Genomic DNA, 23089 nt, shown 5'->3' on the forward strand with positions numbered 1-23089 from the left:
TTTTCACCAATGAAGGCTGTATCTACAGCTTTCCAGCTTTTAATTAATATTGGCTTCCTTTCTAGGGTGCTCATCTCCCACCCGCTACACCTTCCCATCAGAAAAGCTGCACAACGGCTGAAAGCTCAAAGCCCTGCATTCAGACAAAAGACCCTGCTTCCTTCATAAAGAATTGACAGTCAATTTTTCTCCCCAGTTTTTCTAGGGTTTATTTTTTTTCTGCTTTTTTTAAAAAAAACCAGGATTTTTTTTGGGTAAAAACGCATTTCCCGCCGTCAGTTATTAAAAGGTGTATGTAGTATGAGCAATCGTTACCGCGGCGTGGAAGATTTTGTCTGTGACGAATCCTTTCAGCGATACTGTCTTGGGACCGCCCCGTCAGCTATTGATTTCTGGGAAAACTGGATCAGGGAGCATCCGCATGCCTCCGGTGAAATAGCCGAAGCAAAACAATTGTTTGCCCTGCTGAATGCCAACCAGGGCAATCTCCGGGAGCAGGTGCGCGAGCTGAAAGACGGTATGGAGCGGTCTATGCTGCTGAAGGAAGAGTTCGGCCAGCGGGAGGCCACTACGGTCAGGAAGTCATGGAAGGCCCTGTACATAGGTCTGGCAGCGTCTGTGCTGCTGGCGGCGGGCATTTTTTATACGTGGCAACAGCAAGGCAACACGGTTGCGCTGCCCGTGGCCTCCACCGTACAGTCAGGCGCGGAACCGCGTAAAACCGTCATGCTGGCAGACGGGTCTGTACTTACCCTGCGCAACAACAGCGCTATTTCCCTTTCTGAAGGCTTCAGCAAAACCAACCGGGTGCTTTCCCTCTCCGGGGAGGCCTTTTTTGATGTAAAGCACGACCCCCAACATCCTTTCATCGTACACACCAAAGATGCCAGCATAGAAGTGCTGGGTACCGTTTTTAACGTCAGCGCGTACCCGGAGAACTCCTATACGGAAACCGCCCTGTTCCGGGGAAAGGTGCAGGTCACCTCAAAAGAGGACCCTGCCCGTAAAACCGTGCTGATGCCCAGCCAGAAGCTGGTAATACAGTCCGGCGGCAAAAGGGATACCGCCTTTTCCGTTCGCTCGCTGGCGGTAGACCCGGTAGATCACAAGGCAAAAGAGATTGCATGGGTGAGGAGCCGGCTGAAGATACAGGACGAGACCCTGGAGCAGATTGCGGGGCGGCTGCAGCAGTGGTATGGCATACCGATCATAATTACAGATGAGGAAGTAAAAAAATACAGCTATTCAGGAACGTTCGAGAGCGAAACGGTGATCAAGGCGCTGGAGGCCCTGCAATTATCTTATCCCTTCAACTTCGAGGTAAAGCAAGACAGGGTTGTGATCAGCAAATAAAATTGTTCAATATAAAAAGGAAGCGTTGGCGCGCTTTCCTGTCAACCAAAATAAACCATATGAAATAAAAATGGGAAGTGTTGGCGCACTTCCCGGAGTTTAGAAAATGTATAAGGCTATTCACTCACTAAACCATAACAAAGTTATGAAACTCCCGCTATTGTTAGCTATGAAACTATTTACGCTATTGCTTCTCCTGGGTTTCCAGGTGTATGCCGCTACCGGGGCAGGGCAGGACAGGATCAGCCTGGACCTGCACAAAAGCAGTATACGCAAAGTGCTCAACGAAGTAGAAAAACAGACCAGCTACCGCTTTGTTTATCACAGCGGTACCCTTCCTGAAAGCCAGCGTGTAAGCATTTCCGTGCAAAATGCGGAGCTGGCGCTGGTACTGTCTCGCGCGTTTGCCGGGCTGCCGCTGGAATATGTGGTAAAGGAAGATAACCTGGTGGTGATCGTGTCTGCCGCGCAGCCGGCCGCGTTGCAGGAAAAAGTGATCAAAGGCCGGGTAACAGGGGCTTCCGGGGAAGCATTGCCCGGCGTGGCCGTGCGCATTACCGGTACCAGCACCGGCGCCGCCACAGATGAAGACGGGCGCTTTGCCATTACGGTGGGCGAAGGAGCAAAAACGCTGGATTTCAGCCTGCTGGGCTTCACGCCGCAGCAGGTGGTCATTGGCGCGCAAACGGAGATCAACGTGGTGATGCAGCCCTCTACCACCAGCCTGGGAGAAGTGGTGGTAACGGGGTACACCGGGTATAACAGGAGCAAATCGGTTTCAGCGGCTACAACGGTAGGTGGCGATGTGATCAACGAAGTGCCGGCCGCCACGTTTGAACAGGCCCTCCAGGGGCGCGTGCCGGGCCTGAGCGTGAATGCTGTGTCCGGCCAGCCGGGTACCAGCGCGCAGGTAACGCTGCGGGGCGTGGGCACCATAGCGGGCAATACGAACGTACTGTACGTGATGGACGGGGTGCCCATTGAGGCCAATGCCTTCCAGGCCATCAACCCCGGAGATATTGAATCGGTGACCGTATTTAAAGATGCGTCCGCAAAGGCCTTGTACGGCTCCCGCGGCTCCAATGGCGTGATCGTGATCACCACCAAAAAAGGCAAATCAGGAAAAGTAGCGGTGGAGTACCGCTCCCAATACGGCCTTTCCACGCTCACCTCACCAAAGTTCAATATGATGAACTCCCCGCAGCGGAAGGAGTTTGAAGAAGGCATAGGGCTGGAAACCGGCGCGGAAGCCGGCCCCTTCTGGACCTATTCCCGGCAGAACCCGGAATACGCCGGTAAAAGCGCGGCGGAAAAAGCGGCGGCAGACCGCATTGTAGACAGCCTGCTGCAGATGGACACAGACTGGCGGGACCTTTTTATGCGCAACGGCCGGTACATGGAGCAGCAGGTTAGCGCCAGCGGCGGCAATGAAAATATCAAGTTCTATTCGTCCCTCAATTATTTTGACCAGCAGGGGCTGGTGCGGGTATCAGGCCTCAAACGTTACACCGTCAGGAACAACCTGGACTTCACGGCGGGCAAATTCACCGCCAACCTGAACGCCAACCTGGGGTATTCCAAAAGCAGCCTGATACAGAGCGAAGGCAGCACTGCCGCCAACAACCCGCTGTCTGCCGTATACTACGCGCTGCCCTATGAATATCCTTTTGCGCCAGACGGCAAGCTGGTCACCACCGGAGACGGTGCTGACTACCCCGTGCTGGACCTGCGCGAAGGCAGCGACTCTTACGAAAGGATGCTGAATACTTCCAGGCTGCAGAACCAGCTGAAGATGATCATCAGCACCTCGCTCAACTACGAGATCATAAAAGGGCTGGTTGCCAAAACAAGATTGGGTGTGGATTACAGGGACCAGACCAACCAAGAATGGATCAACCCGGACTCCTATGCCGGGCGCAGGGTATCTAACGGCCGGCAGGGCAGCTATGCAGAGGGCGTTAATCGCCGGTCTTCCATCATTTCCACCTCGGGCCTTACCTACAGTAATATTTTCAACAGCAGGCATGACCTGGAAGTGTCTGCTTATTTCGAATACCTCGAAAATTCTGTCCGTTCTTTCGGCTATACAGGCTACGGCCTGGACCCGCGCCTGCCGCAAACGCCGGCCGGTGTTGGTGATCCTGGCACCTTTGTGCCGCTGCTGAACGGCGGCAAGTCCAAGAACGCCACCGCCTCCTACATTGGCCTGCTGCGTTATACCTACAACAATAAATACACTTTCAACGGCAGCTACCGCTACGATGGTTCTTCCATGGTGCCTGAAAGCAACCGCTGGCATGGTTTCTACTCCCTGGGCGTTAGCTGGGAAGCTAAACGCGAAGCATTCCTGCAGAACATAGACTTTGTTCCCATGCTGCGTGTAAGGGCCAGCTACGGTACCACGGCCAGCCAGTTCATCAACGACTTTGCTTACCTGGCTACCTTTACCAGGGGCAGCTACGGCGGCAACCCGGCCATTGTGCCCAGCCAGCCCGGTAATGCGGACTATGACTGGGAGTATGCCAAAGAGATGAATATCGGTTTCGACCTGGGCCTTACCCCGTCCAACCGCATCCGCCTTACCGCGGAATACTACAACCGTGTAACGAGCAACCTGTTCATAGACCAGCGGCTGTCTTTCACCGCCGGCGTACCCGATGAAACGCTGCCCATCAGCTCCGGGAAAATGCGCAACCGCGGCGTTGAGCTGGACCTGCAGGGAGACATCATCCGCAGAAAAGACTTTACCTGGACGCTGGGTGCAAACATGGCCTATAACAAAAACAAGGTGCTGGACCTTGGCGGCGCTGACGAGTTCGAATACGGGTACACCGGCATTATCCGCGTTGGGTTGCCCTTCGGCTCCCACTACGCGCCCAAGTGGGCCGGCGTAGACCCCGCCAACGGAGACCCGCTGTATTACGATACAGAGGGCAAGATCACTACCGAGTATGACGCTGCCACCATGAGCGTGGCGGAGTTCGGTACCTACATCCCGGAGATCACCGGGGGGATCAATACCGGCATCACCTGGAAGAATTTTTATGTCAATGCGCTCCTGAGCTTCAACACCCGTGTGATGCGGTACAACAACGAAGATTATTTCAACGAGAACCCCAGCTTCATCACCAGCAACCAAAGCATCCGGCTGTTGTATGACCGCTGGAAGAAACCGGGAGACCAGGCCCTGTTGCCACGGATCAGCGCGGACCGCAACTACACATCAAGAGACATCCAGAACGCGTCTTTCCTGCGCCTGCGCAACGCCAACATCGGGTACAACCTGCCAAAGCATGTGCTCAGCGGCCTGCGTTTCATCAACGGTGCGCAGATCTACCTGCAGGGCCAGAACCTGCTGACCTGGACAAAGTGGAGGGGCTTTGACCCTGAAAACGGCAACGAATACGCCCGCTTCAGCTATCCCACCCCCAGGACCTATGTGGTAGGTTTAAACGTTAACTTTTAATCTTCTTCCGGCATGAAAAAGTATTTTCTCTTCATAATCGCTATCACTTTTGCTGCTGCCGCGTGCAACAAGCAGCTGGACCTCCGCCCGTCGGATTATATAGACCCGGAAGGCGCTTACCGGAACGTGGACGATATTGGCCAGGGGCTATTGGGCGCCTATTCCGTACTGAGTTATTATTCCAGCGTCCGTTACACGTCCCTGATAACGGACGAGAACATGCTGCCTTCCGAAAACAGCACCGGCTCCGGCGTTGCCACACACCGCTGGCAGTACGACGGCAGCTTTCTGCATGATGCCTGGAAAGACAATTACATTGCCATAGACCGCGTGAACCGCGCGCTCAGCGCTTCCCGCGGGGTGCCCGTGAAACAGTCTGAAGAAGAAACACTGGCCCAGTACCAGGGAGAGCTGCTGGCGCTGCGGGCATACTGCCACCTGGAACTGGTGCGCAACTTTGCCGAAAAATATGAGGCGTCGGCCATGGGCGTGCCGTATATGGACAGCTCCTACATCGGTAAACCGGCCAGGCTGTCATTTGCCGCTACCATGCAGAAGATCAATGAAGACCTTGTGGCCGCCAAAGCATTGATCCCCGCGGGTTTTGATGACCGTACAAGGCTTACCAAAGCCGCGGTGTCTGCCCTGCAGGCACGTGTGGCCCTGTATGAAAAGAACTGGGCCAATGCCATCACCTATGCCACAGAAGCGATCAATGCATTGCCGCTGGCCACCCGCGCCCAGTTCCCGCAGATATGGAAAGACAACAGCACCGCCGAAGTGTTCTGGAAACTCAAAAGGGTAGCGGGAGACGAAGAGGTAGGTGGATTTTATACGCAGGCCGGCTTCCTTGACAATCCCGCCGGCAGCAGGCTTTACTACGCCGCGTCTTTCAAGCTCACCAACCTGTTCGACAAAACGAACGACATCCGCTTTTCCTCCTACATCAAAATAGACCCGGGCCGCCAGGCCGCCGGCCAGGTGCCGAACGCTGTCATAAAATATATCAGCGCAAATCCCTCCATGGCCAACCTGGTAGACCTCAAACTGCTGCGTACCGGTGAAATGTACCTGATACGCGCGGAGGCCTATGCGGAAGAAGATGAGCCGGGGCTTGCCGCGGCAGACATCAACAACTTGCGCGCCGCGCGTATTGCGGGCTACACGCCGGTAACCTTTGCAGACAAGAACGCGCTGATCAGCGCCGTGATCACAGAACGGTTCAAGGAGCTGGCATTTGAAGGCCACCGGCATTTTGACCTGCGGAGGAGGGACCTCAATATTTCCCGTAATCCTGAAGACGCCGTGAACGCGCTGGGCGCCGTGCTGCTCACCCCGGAAGATCCGGAATATGTATTCCCCATTCCCAACAGCGAGCTGCGCGCCAACCCGAACATCAAACAGAACCCTGGCTACGTGAACAAATAAAGCATGAAACAACTACTGACAGTTATTTTTACAACAGCCTGCCTGTATGCGCAGGCGCAAACCATCAGGGAGGCCAGGCAGGTCAGCGGCCGGGTAGCCTCCCTGGGCGTTACCGGAGATACGGCAGACGTAGTGACACACACACGGGGCGGCGTAGCCCTTGTAGGCGGCGGCGGGGACGTGCCGGGCGCATTCCGGTGGATGATAGACCGCAGCGGGGGCGGGAACGTAGTAGTGATACGCGCTTCCAGCAACTACCTCTATAACCGTACTATTGACAGCCTGGGCAAGGTGGCTTCTGTGGAAACGCTCCTGATAGATTCACGCGAGGTGGCGGATAACCCTGCGGTAGCGCGCGTGATCCGCAACGCGGAGATGCTCTTTATTTCAGGCGGGGACCAGTCCAATTACATGAACTTCTGGCGCGGTACCGCCACGGCTGAAGCCATCAACTACCTGCTGAACGAAAAGAAAGTGCCGGTAGGCGGTACCAGCGCGGGATGCGCTGTGCTCACCGGCATGTACTACAGCGGGGAGAATGGCAGCGCCACGGCGGAGGCGCTGCAAAACCCCTACACCGATCTGGTAACGCTGTACAACAACGATTTTCTCCGCCCGCCCTTCCTGCACAATGTGATCAGCGACCAGCACTACGTAGCCCGTAAACGCCAGGGAAGGCACATGGCATTCCTGGCCCGCATTATCACAGACTGGAAAGTATTTCCCAGGGGCATTGCGCCGGATGAAAGAACGGCGGTATGTATAGATGAAAAGGGCGCCGCGCGGGTATTCGGGGAGGGGAAGGCCTACTTCCTCATCACAGGTCCCCGGCATGCGCCGGAACAATGCGCCCCCGGCAAACCCGTGCAATGGTCAGGTAACAGGATGGCGGTAAGCGTATACGAACTGCAGGGCGCCGCCGGCGGGAACGGGTATTTTTCCGTAGCCGATTTTAACCCCGCTAAAGCGAAAGGAGGAAAATGGTATTACTGGTGGGTAGAAAATGGTAACTTAAAGGAAAGAGCAAAATAATATGTATAGACATCTTTTAATGCTGCTGGCCGCGGCCGTCACCACAACGTTCAGCGGCTGCATGCAGCAGGCGCCGGCAACAAAAGCCGGCAACTATGTACTGGTGGTGCATGGCGGGGCGGGCACCATCCTCAGAAAGAGCATGACGCCCGAAAAGGAAGCGCAATACCGCGCCGGGCTTGAAGCCGCATTGAAAAAAGGATATGAAGTGCTGCAGGCAGGCGGCTCTAGTATAGACGCGGTGGAAGGCACTATCAGGATACTGGAAGACAACCCCCTGTTTAATGCCGGCAAAGGCGCCGTATTTACGCACGACGGGCGTAATGAACTGGATGCCTCCATCATGAACGGGAACGGGCTGGCTGCGGGTGCTGTTGCGGGCGTACGTACCATCAAAAACCCCATCTCCCTGGCAAGGGCGGTGATGGAAAAGTCTGGTCATGTAATGATGGCCGGCCGTGGCGCGGAACAATTTGCCGCGGAGGCGGGCATAGAGATCGTAGATACTGCTTACTTCCGGACGGAAGCGCGCTGGCAGGGCCTGCAAAAGGCGCTGGAAGAGGATTCCATAAAAGCCAAGCTGGACCATAGCTATGTGCCGCAGCAAGACCCCGGCATCCGCCACAACGATAACAAGTTCGGAACGGTAGGCTGCGTGGCCCTGGATAACAAAGGGAACCTTGCGGCCGGCACTTCCACCGGCGGCATGACCAACAAAAAATATGGCCGCATTGGCGATTCTCCCGTCATAGGCGCGGGCACTTATGCCAACAACCGCACCGTGGCCGTATCCTGCACAGGCTGGGGCGAGTTTTACATCCGCAACGTGGTGGCGCATGACCTTTCCGCCATGATGGAATACAAAGGGATGCCCGTGGAAGAAGCGGGCAAGGCCGTGATCAAAAAAGTGGGAGACCTTGGCGGAGATGGAGGGCTGATTGCGCTGGACAAAGACGGGAACATGGCCATGCCCTTCAATACGGAAGGCATGTACCGCGGTGCGGTAACGAAAGACGGAAAAATAGAGATACTGATCTATAAAGATTAAACCTGCAAGTGGATATCACGAAGCCGCTTTCCGGTAGGAGAGCGGCTTTTGTATTGCCAGTACGGCGGCAATACCGCGGCCGCGTGCCGGCCTGTCAAAAAAATGGTTGAATAAGTGAATATTGTTCCGTACTTTTTAAAACATGTACAGAAGAGACTTTATCAGGGCCGCGGGCATTATGGCCATGCCTGCTCCTCATCTGGCGCCCGCCGCCGCCCCGCCCCGCATCCGCGTTGTGAAAGCCGCCGCCCGCTTTGAGCGGGAACCGCTGCTGAGACCGTTCGGCTTTAAAGGCAACTATCTTACAGAATTGTGGCAGGTGGCCACGCGCCTCACCGCAGCCTCGGGTAACAGCGGTATTGGACTGGCTACGCAAAGCGTGCTGTATGGCGATGCGGAACTGTTTGCCGCGCATACCGAACTGAAAGGCAATGCCATGATGTTTGCGCTCGTGCAGGAAACGCTTGACATTGTGAAGGCCACGCCGTTTACCACGCCCATAGACCTGCAGGAAAAAATATTGCCCCGTGTAATTGCCGCAGGTAAGGAAATTACAGGGCGGCAGCAACTGCATTATAACTTTGTGCTGAACGCGCTGGTGAGCATAGATAACGCTGCCTGGCTGCTGTACGCGGCGGAAAACAACTGCCGCACCTTTGATGAAATGATACCCGCCCCTTACCGCGCGGCTTTGGGCTACCGCAATAAACAGATCGCCGTGCTCTTCCAGGTATCTTACAATATGCCGGTAGCGGATATTGTAAAAGCCGTAAAAGACGGGTATTTTATCATCAAGATAAAAACCGGCTCCCCCGGCAGCCAGGAAGAGATGCTGGCATTTGATATGGCGCGCCTCACAGAGATCCACAACGCGCTGAAAGACCTCCCTCAGCCGCATACTGCGCATGGAAATATCTGGTACACGATGGACGCCAACGGCAGGTATGCGGAAAAAGATACGCTTCGCCGTTACCTGGACCATGCAAAGAGCATCGGCGCGTTTGACCGCATACTGGTGTATGAAGAGCCTTTCCGTGAAGACATGCGGGAACCGGTGGGAGACCTGGGCGTTCGCCTGGGCGCCGATGAAAGCGTGCATTCCGAGCGGGACGCCCTGCAGCGCCTGCAGCAGGGTTACAGCGTGCTGGTACTGAAAGGCATTGCCAAAACCCTGAGCCTGAGCATGCGCATAGCCAAACTGGCGGAAGAAAAGAAAGTGCCCTGCCTCTGTGCGGACCTCACCGTAAATCCTGTGCTGGTAGACTGGCATAAGAACCTCGCCGCCCGCCTGGCGCCTTTCCCCGGCGTAGGCATGGGCCTTATGGAAACCAACGGGGATATGAATTACCGGCACTGGGCGGAGATGAAAGGGTACCTTCCCGCTGAAGGCGCATCGTGGACGGACGCGCAACAAGGCGTATTCAACCTTGGTGCGGATTTTTATGCCGGCAGCGGGGGAATTTTCAAGCCTTCCCGGCACTACGAAGATCTGTTCAAATAGGCAGCTTTTACAACAGTATTACGCGCAGTATATATACCACGGCCATGGTTACGAGGCCCATCAGCACGGTGGCGCCGGAATATACTTTGAGCATGGGTTTCATTTCCAGCCCGGAAAATTTGCTGATCACCCAGAAGTAGGCGTCGTTGGCATGCGAGATCATCATGGAGCCGCCGCCCAGGGCCAGCATGCAAAGCAGCCTGCCCATATCACTGTCCAGCCCCAATACAGGCAACAGCGGCTGAATAATGGAGGCCGCCGTGATGATGGCCACGGTAGAGGAACCTTGCGCTGTTTTCAGCAGAAAGGCCAGCAGGAAGGGGAAAATGATCCCCAGGTTCCCCAATTGCAGCGAGGTGTTGAGATGGTCCCCGATCCTGGTGGTGGCCAGCACCGCGCCAAATGCCCCACCCGCGCCAATGATCACGAGTATGCTGCCCGCCTTTTCAGCGGCTTCCTGCATGAGGTGGCTCACAGCCTCACGTTTCCAGTTGCTGCCGGTGAAAAAAGCCAGGATGACCCCAATGAAGAGCGCCACCACAGGGTCTCCGAGAATGTGCAGCAGGCTCCCGCCTTTTTGCAGATCGCTGAAGGCGCCTGCCGCAATGAGCAGGATGGGGACCAGTATGGGCAGAAAGGCTTTCCAGGCAGGGAGGTTGGGCAGTACTTCCTCATCAGTAACCGCTTCCTGTTGGGTCTGCGGTATTTTTTTGCCCATCCGCGCCGCCCACCAGCAACCGGCCACCGTTGCCGGTATGGCCACAAAGGCGCCTGTTAATATCAGTTTGCCGATGTCTGCGCCAATAATGCCGGCGGCCGCCGTAGCGCCGGGGTGCGGCGGCACCAGGCAGTGAACGGCGTACAGCCCGGAAGCCAGGGATACAGACATCACAAGTATGGATACGCCGCTGCGCCGCGCTACAGACTGGTTAAGCCCGCTCAGCACAATATAACCGGAGTCGCAGAAAATGGGTAACCCAACAATAAAGCCGGTAATGCCCATGGCCGCCGCCGCATTTTTTTCTCCCACCATTTTCAGGATGGCCGCGGCCATCACCCGGGTGCTGCCGGTATGCTCCAGCACCACGCCCAGCATGGTACCCAGCATGATCACAAAGCCGAGGTTTTTCAGGATGTGCCCAAAACCCTCTTTCATGGCGGTAATAATGTCCGCCACCGGCAACTGTACGCCCAGGCCCACTACAAAGCAGGCCAGGAACAGCGCAAAAAACGCATGTACCCTGAATTTTACCGTCAGCAATACAATAAGGCCGATGCCGGCCGCCAGAGACAGCAGTACTTGAAGGAAAGCCGTGGACATAACGTGCATTTGTTGTATGCACAATATAACAAATGATTTTTTCAGATCAGGTCAAAGGCGAGGGCAAACCTTGTAATGTCGTAATTGGACTGTACGTTCAGCTTGTGCTTGATGTTGCGGCGGTGGGTAGATACCGTTTTCCCTGAAATGTTCAGGATGGCGGCCATTTCAGCGGAGTTGTGGCCCAGCGCCGTCAGGCGCAGTATCTCTTTTTCGCGGCCGGTGAGGCCGGCAAATATGTGTTTGTGGCGGTGCAGGAAGTTATTTTCATCCAGCAGCCGGTTCACTTTGGTGGTGATATGATGGTGGGGATCGATGGGCAGTGCAAAGGTGATCACGTGGGAGGGGTGGCCGTTTTCATCGCGCAGGTAAACAGTGGTGGCGCTGAGGTACCAGCTCCAGTCTTCCGCCGCTGAAGCGCGCACCTGCTGGAAGAAAGAAACAAACCCGTTTTGCCGGTCGTTTTGCAGGAGCCCTAATATTTTGGGCACATATTCCGCGGATTCCTGCGGGTTGAAGAAACGGGTAAAATATTCCGGCCCCATGGCTTTCAGCTCTGCCAGTGTGGTATTGAGCCGCTGCTGCCCTGCAGGCGACATGTACTCTACAGACTGTGTCTGGAGGTTATGGATGATCACTACCGCGGGCAGATCGTCTCCAATGCGCCGGATGGCCTCCAGTTTGCGGGATAATTGCTCATGACTGCTCATAGATATTGTAGGATTCCTTACAATATACGGAACAATATACGGAGCAAAAACATTTAAAGGTGCAAAATTCCTTCCATCACTATCACAGATGAACCGCTCACCCAGATGCCTTCCGGCGTGGCCCTGAACCGCAGAATGGAGGGTTGTCCCATTTTGACGCCCTGCAGCAGGGAATACTCCCGGTTTTGATGAACATACCCTTTTTGAAAGAGGAAACCGCCCAAAGGCCCGGCAGCACTGCCGGTAGCGGCCTCTTCCACGGCGCCGGCGGCGGAGTTGAAAAAGCGCGCCTGTACGGTTTGAGGGGTGTCTTTGTCAGTAAGCGTAAAACAATAACAGCCCTGAAAGCCGTAACCGGTGGCCAGGTTGTGAAGGGCGGAAGGCCGTGGCTCCGCGCGGTTGAGGGCTTCTACATTGCTGAGGGGTACCATCAGGTGGGCTACTTCTGTTTGCATGACCGTGGGCTGCCACTCATGCAGTTGCAGGTCTTCAGACTGCAGCCCCAGCGCAGCGGCCATATCGTTCACCGGTACGGTGTTGCCCGCGGCGGCCGGTTTTTGCAGCATGCCAATGAAAGGAACGTCTTGCCCGGTGTTTGTTACGGAGAGCGCAATGCGCCGGTCTTTCATGATCACAAAAGGCCCGTTCTCCTGTATGCGGAAAACGTTCATGTCTTTTAACACCGCCAGGCATACGGCGCCCAGCAGGTTATGGCCTGCCCCGTCCGTCTCTTTGCCCGAGGGCGTGAAGGAACGTACCCGCAGCGATTTTTCGCTTTTGGAATAATGCATGAAAGAAGTGCCGGAGTAGCCGAACTCCCGGGCAATCTGCTGGTACAGGGTTGTTTCAAGCTCTTTGCCGGTTACCACCACTGGTAACGGATGGCCCTTGAACCTTTCGCTGGTAAATACGTCCAGCACGTAATATTGCATGGTTTTCATAGATAGCGGACGTTGTCTTAATTGGGCATTAAAAATACAGGTCAGGGTGCTATCCACCAAAAAAACAGGCGGTAAATATTACATATTCGTACTGCCATCATGCCAGAGACAGCAGCTTGTTACGCACCAGCAGGCACGCCCCAATGATGCCCGCTTTTTCGCCGAGGCGTGAAAGGATCAGCTGGGTATCGTTGTTCACCAGGCTCAGGGAATATTTATTGATAGCGCTCTTGATAGGAAGCCGGATGTAATCTCCCGTAGTGGAAAGGCTGCCGCCAAGGATCACCAGCTCGGGGTTGTACAGGTTGATGAGCACGGCAATGCCCTTGCCCAGCTTTTCCCCGATCTCCGCCACCAGTTCAATGGCCAGTACGTCATCATTATTGGCGGCATGTATAATGTCTGAAAGTGTTATCTGGTCCGCCTGTTTGTGTTTGCGCATCACCACGGTAGAAAAGCCCGCCTTGAGCTTTTCCTGGAACTTGCGTACCAGCGCCTGCCCGGAAGCCTCCGTTTCAAGGCAGCCCTTTTTACCGCAGTGGCAGATCAGTTCGTTATTGAAAAAGGGGATGTGGCCAAACTCGCCCGCAAACCCTGATTTGCCGTAATAAAGCTGGCCGTTGATAAGGATGCCCAGACCAATGCCGTGGTCAAGGTTCACGAACAGCACGTTCTTTTCATTGTTAACGGTGCCGCTGCTGAACTCCCCATAGGCCATGGCGCGGGAGTCATTTTCCAGGAAGGTGCGGATGCCGATGCGGGATTCCAGTACCTTGCTCAGCGGCTCCTCATCAAAATGGAAAAAGCTGTAGCTATAACCCGTAGCGTAATTGATACGCCCTGTAAGGTTAACGCCCACGCCCAGCACCTTTTCCCGGCCTACAGGCAATTCTTCTATGAACCGTTGTATGATCTTGCACAATTCATTGAGCGAAGCGGCGGTATTCTGCAGGTCGTACGGTATTTTTTCCGTGAACTTCACCAGGTTCTTCTTGAAATCCAGCATGCCCAGGTTCACATGGTGGCGCTTTACCTCCACGCCAACAAAAAAACCGGCATCGGGCGCCATGCCATATACGTTGGGCCGCCGGCCGCCGGTACTGTCTACCTTCCCGTAGTCATGCACCAGCCCTTCCTGCAGCAGCTCGTTGAGCAGATGGGTCACCTTGGGCGTGCTGGCATTCAGTTCCTTGGCAAGGTCAGCAATAGTGGCGTTGTTGATGTTGGCAAAATAAGCGATGATCTTCTTCTTCAGGTTCAGGTTCTTATACGCTACACCGCCCAGGTTTTCATTATTCAATTCTTCAAAAAAAGTGGGATGCTCCATATTATCTGTGTGGGGAATGATTCCTTTAAAAAGTTTTATGCCTGGTTGCGCTTTCCTCATTTTACATCTTCCCGTAAAGATAATCTTTTTAAAAAAAATTAAAAACATTTTGGAAAAAAGATCCTCCTTATCCTGTGAAACCCATTCTACGCTCGTTCTTGTACTATTTTAAGCTCATTTCATACTTCTGTTCAAGTAGAGGTTAATTACGATATAGTTAATAAAATTTGTTAAAAAGTATTTGTGTTTTAGTAAAATTTATTCTTATTTAGAGCATTCATTTTAACAATTAGGGTTCAATACCTATGTACCGGCCATAAAAATGCCGGTGAACACGCCAACGGATACAACTGGAATTGCCAGGCCTTATGAAAGGCAGGCCTGGTATACATATTACGGACAGAGACTTTTGAGGAACACGTTAAGACAGTAAGCATGCGCAATTGCAGGAGACTATTATTATTGTTATTTGGATTCATCTACACTACGGCCGCTGCCCAGCAACAAACGGACCTGCTGGTTATCGGGGGAGGGGCCAGCGGCACCATGGCGGGCATACAGGCCGCACGGATGGGTGTCAATACCACCATTATTGAAGAAACCGGCTGGCTGGGCGGTATGCTCACTGCAGCCGGCGTATCCGCTATAGATGGCAATCACCGGTTGCCTTCCGGCTTGTGGGGCGAGTTCCGGTCACATCTATATAAATATTACGGTGGGCCTGATGCCGTATTTACGGGCTGGGTGAGCAATTGCCTGTTTGAGCCGCACGTAGGCAATAACATCCTGAAAGAGATGGCCGGCGCGGAAAAACAATTGCAGATATTGTACAACACCCGCTGGCAGGCCATTCGCAAAGAAAATGGCGGCTGGCTCGTTACGGTGCGGCAGGGCAGCAAAACCTTCGGGATCGCTGCAAAACTGGTGATTGATGCTACAGAGCTGGGAGATGTGATGGCCGCCGCCGGCGCCAGGTACGATATCGGGATGGACAGCCGGAGCGAGACCGGTGAGGAGCAGGCGCCGGAGAAAGCCAATGATATTATCCAGGACCTTACCTATGTGGTGGTGCTGAAAGATTATGGCAAGGGAAAGAATAAAACGGTCAAAAAGCCGGAAGGGTATGATCCCGCGGAGTTTGCAGGCAGTTGTGATGTGTCTGACCCCGCTTCTTTCGATTCCCCGAACAACAACTGCCACCAGATGATGCAGTACGGCCGTCTTCCCAACAACAAGTACATGATCAACTGGCCGAAATCCGGCAACGACTACTACCTTAATATTATTGAAAAAACGCCCGCGGAGCGGGAACAGGCGCTGAAAGCGGCCAGGCTGCACAGCCTTCGTTTTATTTATTACCTGCAGACCGCGCTGGGTTATAAACACCTGGGCATTGCAGATGATGAGTTCCCTACGGCAGACAGGCTGCCCATGATCCCCTACCACCGCGAGTCCCGCCGTGTAAAAGCCGAAGCCCTGCTCACGCTGAACCACGTAGCCCGCCCTTATGAACAGCCGCAACCGCTGTACCGTACCGGTATTGCCGTGGGAGATTACACCATTGACCACCATCACGAAAAAAATACGGATGCGCCGAAGATAGATTTTGTGAAGATCAGGGTGCCCTCTTACAACGTGCCCCTCGGCAGCCTGGTACCCAAAGAGGTAGACGGGCTGATCGTGGCGGAAAAGAGCATTGGCGTTACCAACATCGTGAACGGCGCTACCCGCCTGCAGCCGGTAGTATTGGGCATTGGCCAGGCCTCCGGCGCGCTGGCCGCTGTGGCGCTGCGCCAGCAGGTACAGCCCCGCCAGGTCAACATCCGCGCGGTGCAGCAGGCCCTGCTGGATGCCAAAGCCTACATCATGCCTTTTATAGACGTACCGGCGGAGCATCCGCATTTTGCCGCCATCCAGCGTATAGGCGCCACCGGTATCCTGAAAGGAGAGGGCCTGCCTTATAAATGGGCCAACCAGACCTGGTTTTACCCGGAGCGGGAAATTTCCTGCTACGCGCTCACCGAAGGCCTGCGCCCGTACTATGATTCCCTGCGCACCTATTGGGACGCCTCCGGAGATCCGCTTACAGTGGAGTTCCTGCTGGAGCTGTTCAAAAAAGCAGGTAAAGCAACAACGCTCAAGGAACTGGCCGCCGGCTGGGCCGCCCTGCAACTGCCGGGCACGCCGGGTTTAAAAACGCAATTGAACAGGGCCGCGGCCGCGGTGCTTGTTGATAAATACTTAGAACCGTTCCAGCGCAACGTGGACTTTCAAGGACAATTTAAAACGATTCATCAATAAACCTAATCAAGACTTATGGAAGTGTTATCAGCCAAAAAAAGTATGTTGAGGTGGATGCTATGCCTGGCAATGCTCATTGCCCCCACCATCTTCACGTACGCTCAAACAGGTACCGTGAGCGGTACGGTAACGGACGACAAGGGAGGCCCGCTGCCCGGTGTAACCGTGCAGATCAAGGGTACCACCCAGGGTACACGCTCTGATGTAGAAGGAAAATTCTCTATCCCTCTCAAAACGCCTTCGGCCGTGCTGATATTCAGCTACCTGGGCTTCGAAACAAAAGAAATTACCACCGGCCCCGCCGCTAACCTGGCCATTAAGCTGGCAGAATCTGCCAAAGGGCTGAATGAAGTGATCATAGTGGGTTACGGCCAGCAGAAACGGCAGAATGTGGTGGGCTCTGTAGTGCAGATCAATGCAGATCAGCTGAAACAGGCGCCGGCCATGAACATCACCAATGCGCTGGCGGGCCGCCTGCCGGGTTTGACCACCCTGCAGCAATCTGGCCGCCCCGGTGCGGACGATGCTTCGCTCCGCATTCGCGGCGTAGGTACCACCGGTCCTAACCAGGCGCCCCTCATCGTTATTGACGGTGTTCCCCGCAGTCATATGTCCAGCCTGGACCCCAGTGAAATTGAGACCATCACCTTGCTGAAAGATGCTGTGTCTACTGCGGTGTATGGCTTGCAGGGCGCTAATGGTATCATATTGATCACTACCAAACGCGGCAAGAACCAGAAGCCAGTAGTGACTTATGACGGTAGCGTGCAGCTGACGCAGAACACCCGTTTCCCCAAGTTCCTCAATGGCCCCGATTATATGGAGTGGTACAACAGGGGAACGGACATGGACAATGATTACAACGAGCAGGTGGGCGCCAACCTGGTGCCGCACATCTACTCCCAGCAACAGATAGATGACCTGCGCAACGGTACCAACACCAACCCGCTGCTGGGCAATACAGACTGGGTAGGAAAGCTGGCCGGCCGTAACGCTTTTGCCCAAAGCCATAACGTTTCTGTAAGGGGCGGTACTGAAAAAGTGAAATACTTTACCAGCGCCGGCCTTTTTGACCAGGACGGTATCATCGAAAATACCGGCTTCAAACGCTATAACGTTCGCAGCAACCTGGACGCACAGCTGAACGACATTTTCTCTGTTTCCGTAAACCTGGCTTTACGGCAGACCAATACGCGCACACCCGGCATCTCTCCTGACAACACCGCCTACCTCAACCCGTGGTACCAGGCCGTGAGAATGTTGCCTAACCTGCCGGAGTATGCGCCCAACGGCTTGCCGGTTGCGTATAACAGTAATGCCGGTTGGGTAAACCCCATTGCTTCCGTTCAGCAATCCGGTTATCAGAACTCCCAATCCAACATCTTTCAGGGTAATATTGCCATGAAGGCCCGTATTCCCTGGGTAAAAGGGCTGGAGGTGAAACTGATGGCGGCTTACGACAAAACCGGTACGGAAAACAAAAGCTGGCTCACACCATATTCCCTCATGGGCCGCGCAAGAGACCAGATCACCGGAGATTTTGTGCCGTTGACCACTGTGCCCGGCATTACGAGAACAACCCTCCGCCAGTCATACAGCCAGGCCTGGCGTAAAACGTTCCAGCCCAGCATCAGCTACAACGCTACCTTTGGTGATCACGAGATCACGGCGCTGGCGTTGTACGAGTTCAGCCAGGGCAATAACAACGTATTCTCCACCGGCGCCAGCAACTTCCCGCTGATAGATATTCACGAAATTGATTTTGGCGGCCAGGACCCGCTGGACGTGATCAAGCCCACCGGCAACAGTTCAAATGATTCCAGGGCCGGTTATGTGGGCCGTATCAATTACGCGTACAAGGGCAAATACCTCGTTGAGGTGTCTAACCGGTACGATGCCTCCATTTTCTTCCATCCCGACTACCGCTGGCAGAGCTTCCCGGCAGTTGGTCTGGGCTGGATAGTGAGCAAGGAATCTTTCTTTGAAGGCATGAGAGGCACTGTAGACTTCCTGAAACTGAAGGGCTCTATGGGTAAAATGGGGAATGACAGAATTTCCGGCGGGCTCTACCAGTACTATCAGACTTACAAGCTGACAGACGATCCGGTAATGGTGATAGGCGGTAAACCTGTTTCCGCTATCTACACCAGCGCTCCGCCTTTCCCCACTATTACATGGGAAACTTCTACCATGACCAGCGTCGGGTTTGAGTCACTTTTGCTCAATGGCAAACTGGGCGTAGACTTTGACTGGTTCTATAAAGTAACGGAAGATATTCTGCAGGGCCAGGGCGGTTTGTACCCGGCCACCATTGGCGGCTACTACCCGGCTAACGTAAACTCCGGCATTGTGGATAACCGCGGCTTCGATCTGCAGATCCGTCACAACAACACCATTGGCAAACTGGAATACAGCCTTACCGGTAACTTCAACTGGGCAAGGAACAAGATCATCAGGCTGGATGAAGTAGGCTCAACACCGGAATGGATGCGCCGTGTAGGCAAACCGATGGGCACCAAATTCGGTTTTGTGGCAGACGGTTTCTATCAGGACTGGGATGAGGCCGCCAATGCACCTTCACCAAGCGCAGGTGTAGTAGCCCCCGGCTTCTTTAAATACAGGGATATTAACGGAGACGGTCGTATTACCCGCGCCGAAGACTTTGCCGTGATAGGCCGCAGCAACCTTCCCCAGATCATGTACGGTCTCAACATCTACCTGAAATATGGCAGCTTCGATTTCTCTACCCTCCTCCAGGGCGCCGCATTGAGCAGCGTATCGCTGGCAGGTACGTACGAAGGTTCCAGCGGTACTTCCGGTGTGGATGACAATACGCCTTTTACCCGCACTTTCTACGGATACGGCAACTCTCCGTACTTCCTGGTGGAAAATGCCTGGCGGCCGGATAACCCGAATGCGGAGTTCCCCCGTCTTTCCGCATACAAAGCCCAGTTAACGGCTCACAACGCCCACATCAACTCCGGCTGGATCAGGGACAATGGCTACCTGCGCGTGAAAGCCATGCAACTAGGTTACACCGTACCTAAAAAAGTACTGGAGCGCGCCAAGATCCAGCAACTGAGAATATATGTTTCCGGCTCCAACCTCTTCACGTTTGACAAACTGAAGTACCTGGACCCTGAAATGCCGAACGTGAATAACGGATTTTATCCCCAGCAACGTATGATGGCCGCTGGTGTGAACCTTTCATTCTAAAAAGTACAACGATGAGTAAAGCAACTTCAATTATAAAAAGATCAATAGTGCTCGCCGGCATCGTGGTGGCCGCACATGGTTGTAAGATAGATGTTACGCCAACAGACAAGTATACGGAAGAGGCCATTTTCAGGAACCCGGAAAACATGGAACTGTATGTGGCCGGCCTGTATGCCGAGTTCCAGACCTTCAAGTTCGGGCAATTCCCCATTGGCTACAGCAATGCCACCGATGCGCTGACCGATATTGAAAAATATACTTCCAGCGCTTCCGGCAACGGTACGGTAAACGTGCTGGCGGTAGATGCCGGCCGTGTAAATGCCGCCGGCCCCCAGCTGAATTACTGGAGCGCGGGCTATGCCCGCATCCGCCGCATCAATGAGTTCCTCTTCGGCTTGTACAAATACGCCAAGCTGTCTGATACAGAGAAGGAACTGTATGAAGCGGAAGCCCGTTTTGTACGTGGTTATACCTACTTCTGGCTGGTAAAGCTCCACGGCAGCGTGGTGCTGATGCCCGGCCTTGAGGAATACAATAATAACAGCCGCCAGCGGTCCAGCGAAGAAGATTGCTGGAAATACATAGCGGCGGATTTTGAGTACGCTGCTGAAAAGCTGTCCATCACACAAACCGCGTCCCGCACCGGCCGCGCTACCAAAGGCGCTGCCTATGGCATGCTGGCCCGCACCTGGTTGTACGCTGCTTCTATTGCGGAGTATGACCGGAAACAGTTTAACCAGGACCCGCTTACAGGCGTGAACGCCGCCAATGCAACGGCTTACTATGAAAAAGCCGCCGCCGCCGCTACAGAGGTGATCAAGCTGGGAGAAGAAGGTTATTATGGCCTGGAAACAAAATTTGCGGATGTTTTCCTGAAAAAAGACAGCAAAGAAGCCATTTTCAAGCTGGATTACATAGCGCCCCAGTTCACGCACCAGTATGACTTCGGCTTTACGCCTCCGGGCGATATTCCCGGCCAGGGCATGGTATACGGTGTGCCTACCGCGGAACTGGTGAACGAGTTCCAGATGGCAGACGGTTCCAAATTCAGCTGGAGCAACCCGGCACAGGCCGCCGAGCCTTACAAAGACCGCGAGCCGCGTTTCTACGCTTCCATCCTGTATAACGGGGCTACGTGGAAAGGCCGCACCATTGATTCCAAAGAAGGTTCAGGCATAGAGAACTTTGCTGAATACGGGGTATCTACAGAACCTAAGCGTACAGTTACCGGCTATTACATCAAAAAAATGTTGGATTCCACCAATATCAACTTTGTACAGAACAAGAGCGCACAAAGCTGGCTGGAACTGAGGTATGCGGAAATATTGCTGATTGCGGCAGAAGCCCGCGCCAAATCTAACAACATACCCGGCGCGCAGGATGCCCTGAACACCTTGCGTAAGGCACGCTACATGCCTGAAGATGCTCCGGCAGACGTGCCCAACCTCATGAAAGCCATTGAGCATGAACGTATAGTGGAGCTGGCTTTTGAAGGCCATCGCTACTGGGACCTGCGCCGCTGGCGCAAGGCGCATACTGTGCTGAACGGCGTGCGTTTTACCGGCCACAAAATAGCGGCTGAAGGCGCCGGCTGGAAATACACCGTAGTATCTGCGGATAATGCTGACCGCCAGTTCACGCCGGCGCTGTATTATATACCCATCCCGCAAGACGAGATCATGAGGAACAGCGCCATCACCCAGATCCAGGGCTGGTAAACCTGTATTCACCAAAATCAGCAACAAAAACATTAACGGATGAAACGTAACTCATTTATCATATTATCCCTGGCAGCCGGCGCCTTTCTGGCCTCCTGCCGCAAAGCGGACGTGATCCAGCGTAACACGGCCAACCTCCTGAGCGATATCTTTGCCACCAATGACGGCAACGGGGGCAAACGCTTGTTCGAACCCAGGTACAGCAACGATACCATCTACTTCGACATTCCATATTTCTACCCGGAAGATTCTGATGATGAAACAGATCTCTCCCGCATCATTCTCCGCGGTACCATTCCGTCTGATGCCAAGCTGACGCCGGCCATTGGCGGTTTCACAGACCTCAACCAGCCCTTCCATTTCTCCGTGCTGTCCGGTACAGGTGAAAAAAAGGACTATGTGGTAATGGGCAAGAAAGTAGGGAATGTGACCATTGAGAAGATCGCGGTTACCTTTACTGACGCAGACAATACCGAACAGGTAATAGACGGCGTGGTGCAGCCATCCGGCGAAGTGTTCTTCTACGTAATGCCCGGCACCGTTATGAACGGTACAACGCTCACGTACGAGATCAACAAACACACCACCGCTTCCATAGCGCAGAACGCCGCCATAGACCTGGCGCAGCCGCAGTCTTTCACACTTACCGGGAAAGACGGCGTATCCAAAACCTACACCCTCAAAACCGCCGAGCCCGTGAAGCTGGACTACGGCTTCGGTATCAACCGCAAACTGTGGAGCAAAACCGATGCGGATATGGGCTTTACGGCCAATAATGAAGTGAGCCTGGCGGTAAGTGGAGATCACCTGGTGCTCACCCGCAGAACATCGCCCTCCAAGTACAGCGTATACAACCGCTTTACAGGCGCATTTGTACGCGAGATGGTGAACCCCACCAACGGTGTTTCCTTCCAGATGATAAACGATAACCAGGGCAACCTGCTGAGTGCTTCCTGGGCGCCGAAAAACGCCAAGTTCATCCTCTACAAATTCAGGAACGCGCTAGACGATGCCCCGGTGAAACTCATTGAGTGGACCAACAACAACCCCACCGGCAGCACCGCGGACGCCGGCGTGGGCAGAAGGGTGAACGTGTACGGAGACCTGAATGGGGACGCCGTGATCATGGCGCCTGCCGGTTTCACCAATGTCATTTATCGCTGGTACATCAGGGGCGGTGTGGCCGCCAGCCAAACGCCGGAAGTGATCAGCTATCCTTCCCTGGCCAACGGCGCCACGCACCTCGGGTATTATGCGGAAGTGCAGCCCGTGTCTGCAGAAACCAATGCAGACTACTGGATCAACTACCAGCAAGATATTGCACTGGTGAACGGCTCCTCTCACCAGCGGGTGGCGGCGTTTACGAGCGATACGCGCATCTATGGCATCTTCCACATGCCTACCGCTTACGTAACGTTTAACAATGCTACCTACCTGGCTATCCTCAAATATGTAAATACGTACAACCTGAACCAGGTACACATGTCCATATTTGACGTAACCAGCAGCTCAAAGATCAGTTTGCCTTTCACCGATCCCGCGTACGGCACTTTCAACGTGTTCAACTCCGAACAGATGACGGCGCCTAACAATGGCAACGGTACCGGCGATGTGGCCATTGGCTTCTCTGACAACAACGAGAGAATGCAGGTATACTATCTCCTCACCAACGGCGGTGTAAGGGCGCATGAATTTACCACTTACGCTCCGTAACAAAACCCAGCATA

Annotated in this window: 14 protein-coding genes; 10 read left to right on the top strand and 4 right to left on the bottom strand. The window is 54.2% G+C overall.

Annotation, left to right across the window (positions count from 1 at the left end):
• The first annotated feature begins 300 nt into the window (after window positions 1-300).
• The 6 genes from D3A97_RS12755 (at window position 301) to D3A97_RS12780 (ending at window position 9828) form a co-directional block, all read left to right on the top strand.
• On the top strand, window positions 301-1353 hold the full coding sequence (locus D3A97_RS12755) for a FecR family protein (RefSeq protein WP_119078878.1): 1053 nt from the start codon (window positions 301-303) through the stop codon (window positions 1351-1353).
• 169 nt (window positions 1354-1522) lie between these two features.
• Window positions 1523-4819 (top strand): SusC/RagA family TonB-linked outer membrane protein, encoded by a 3297-nt coding sequence (locus D3A97_RS12760; protein WP_198673977.1) that lies wholly within the window; start codon window positions 1523-1525, stop codon window positions 4817-4819.
• Between the two features lie 12 nt (window positions 4820-4831).
• Window positions 4832-6247, top strand: coding sequence for a RagB/SusD family nutrient uptake outer membrane protein (locus D3A97_RS12765; RefSeq protein ID WP_119078880.1), 1416 nt, complete (start codon window positions 4832-4834; stop codon window positions 6245-6247).
• A 3-nt stretch (window positions 6248-6250) separates the two neighbouring features.
• The gene (locus D3A97_RS12770; protein WP_119078881.1) at window positions 6251-7279 is read left to right on the top strand and encodes a cyanophycinase; all 1029 of its coding nucleotides are present in this window, start codon (window positions 6251-6253) and stop codon (window positions 7277-7279) included.
• Window position 7280: 1 nt separating this feature from the next.
• Complete coding sequence (locus D3A97_RS12775; RefSeq protein ID WP_119078882.1) at window positions 7281-8327, top strand: isoaspartyl peptidase/L-asparaginase family protein; 1047 nt, start codon at window positions 7281-7283, stop codon at window positions 8325-8327.
• Between the two features lie 142 nt (window positions 8328-8469).
• Window positions 8470-9828, top strand: coding sequence for a mandelate racemase/muconate lactonizing enzyme family protein (locus tag D3A97_RS12780; RefSeq protein ID WP_119078883.1), 1359 nt, complete (start codon window positions 8470-8472; stop codon window positions 9826-9828).
• A gap of 7 nt (window positions 9829-9835) precedes the next feature.
• On the opposite strand, the gene D3A97_RS12785 is transcribed toward D3A97_RS12780, so the two are convergent.
• From D3A97_RS12785 to D3A97_RS12800, 4 genes are all read right to left on the bottom strand, one after another.
• Complete coding sequence (locus tag D3A97_RS12785) at window positions 9836-11149, bottom strand: GntP family permease (RefSeq protein ID WP_119078884.1); 1314 nt, start codon at window positions 11147-11149, stop codon at window positions 9836-9838.
• 41 nt (window positions 11150-11190) lie between these two features.
• On the bottom strand, window positions 11191-11859 hold the full coding sequence (locus D3A97_RS12790; protein ID WP_119078885.1) for a helix-turn-helix domain-containing protein: 669 nt from the start codon (window positions 11857-11859) through the stop codon (window positions 11191-11193).
• A 53-nt stretch (window positions 11860-11912) separates the two neighbouring features.
• Window positions 11913-12800, bottom strand: a complete 888-nt coding sequence (locus D3A97_RS12795; RefSeq protein WP_119078886.1) for a PhzF family phenazine biosynthesis protein — start codon at window positions 12798-12800, stop codon at window positions 11913-11915.
• 97 nt (window positions 12801-12897) lie between these two features.
• Window positions 12898-14127, bottom strand: a complete 1230-nt coding sequence (locus D3A97_RS12800; RefSeq protein WP_119079551.1) for an ROK family transcriptional regulator — start codon at window positions 14125-14127, stop codon at window positions 12898-12900.
• Between the two features lie 462 nt (window positions 14128-14589).
• Here D3A97_RS12800 and D3A97_RS12805 point away from each other — a divergent pair, with 462 nt between their 5' ends.
• Genes D3A97_RS12805 through D3A97_RS12820 form a run of 4 tightly spaced genes read left to right on the top strand, consistent with a single transcriptional unit; the run spans window position 14590 to window position 23075 of the window.
• Window positions 14590-16428, top strand: coding sequence for an FAD-dependent oxidoreductase (locus tag D3A97_RS12805; protein ID WP_232825954.1), 1839 nt, complete (start codon window positions 14590-14592; stop codon window positions 16426-16428).
• Between the two features lie 15 nt (window positions 16429-16443).
• Window positions 16444-19644, top strand: a complete 3201-nt coding sequence (locus tag D3A97_RS12810) for a SusC/RagA family TonB-linked outer membrane protein (RefSeq protein ID WP_119078888.1) — start codon at window positions 16444-16446, stop codon at window positions 19642-19644.
• Between the two features lie 11 nt (window positions 19645-19655).
• Complete coding sequence (locus tag D3A97_RS12815; RefSeq protein ID WP_119078889.1) at window positions 19656-21362, top strand: RagB/SusD family nutrient uptake outer membrane protein; 1707 nt, start codon at window positions 19656-19658, stop codon at window positions 21360-21362.
• A gap of 39 nt (window positions 21363-21401) precedes the next feature.
• Window positions 21402-23075, top strand: a complete 1674-nt coding sequence (locus D3A97_RS12820; RefSeq protein WP_119078890.1) for a DUF5018 domain-containing protein — start codon at window positions 21402-21404, stop codon at window positions 23073-23075.
• The last annotated feature ends 14 nt before the right edge of the window (window positions 23076-23089 follow it).

Origin of the sequence: Chitinophaga alhagiae, from assembly GCF_003568665.1 — a bacterium.
GTDB classification, from domain to species: Bacteria; Bacteroidota; Bacteroidia; order Chitinophagales; family Chitinophagaceae; genus Chitinophaga; species Chitinophaga alhagiae.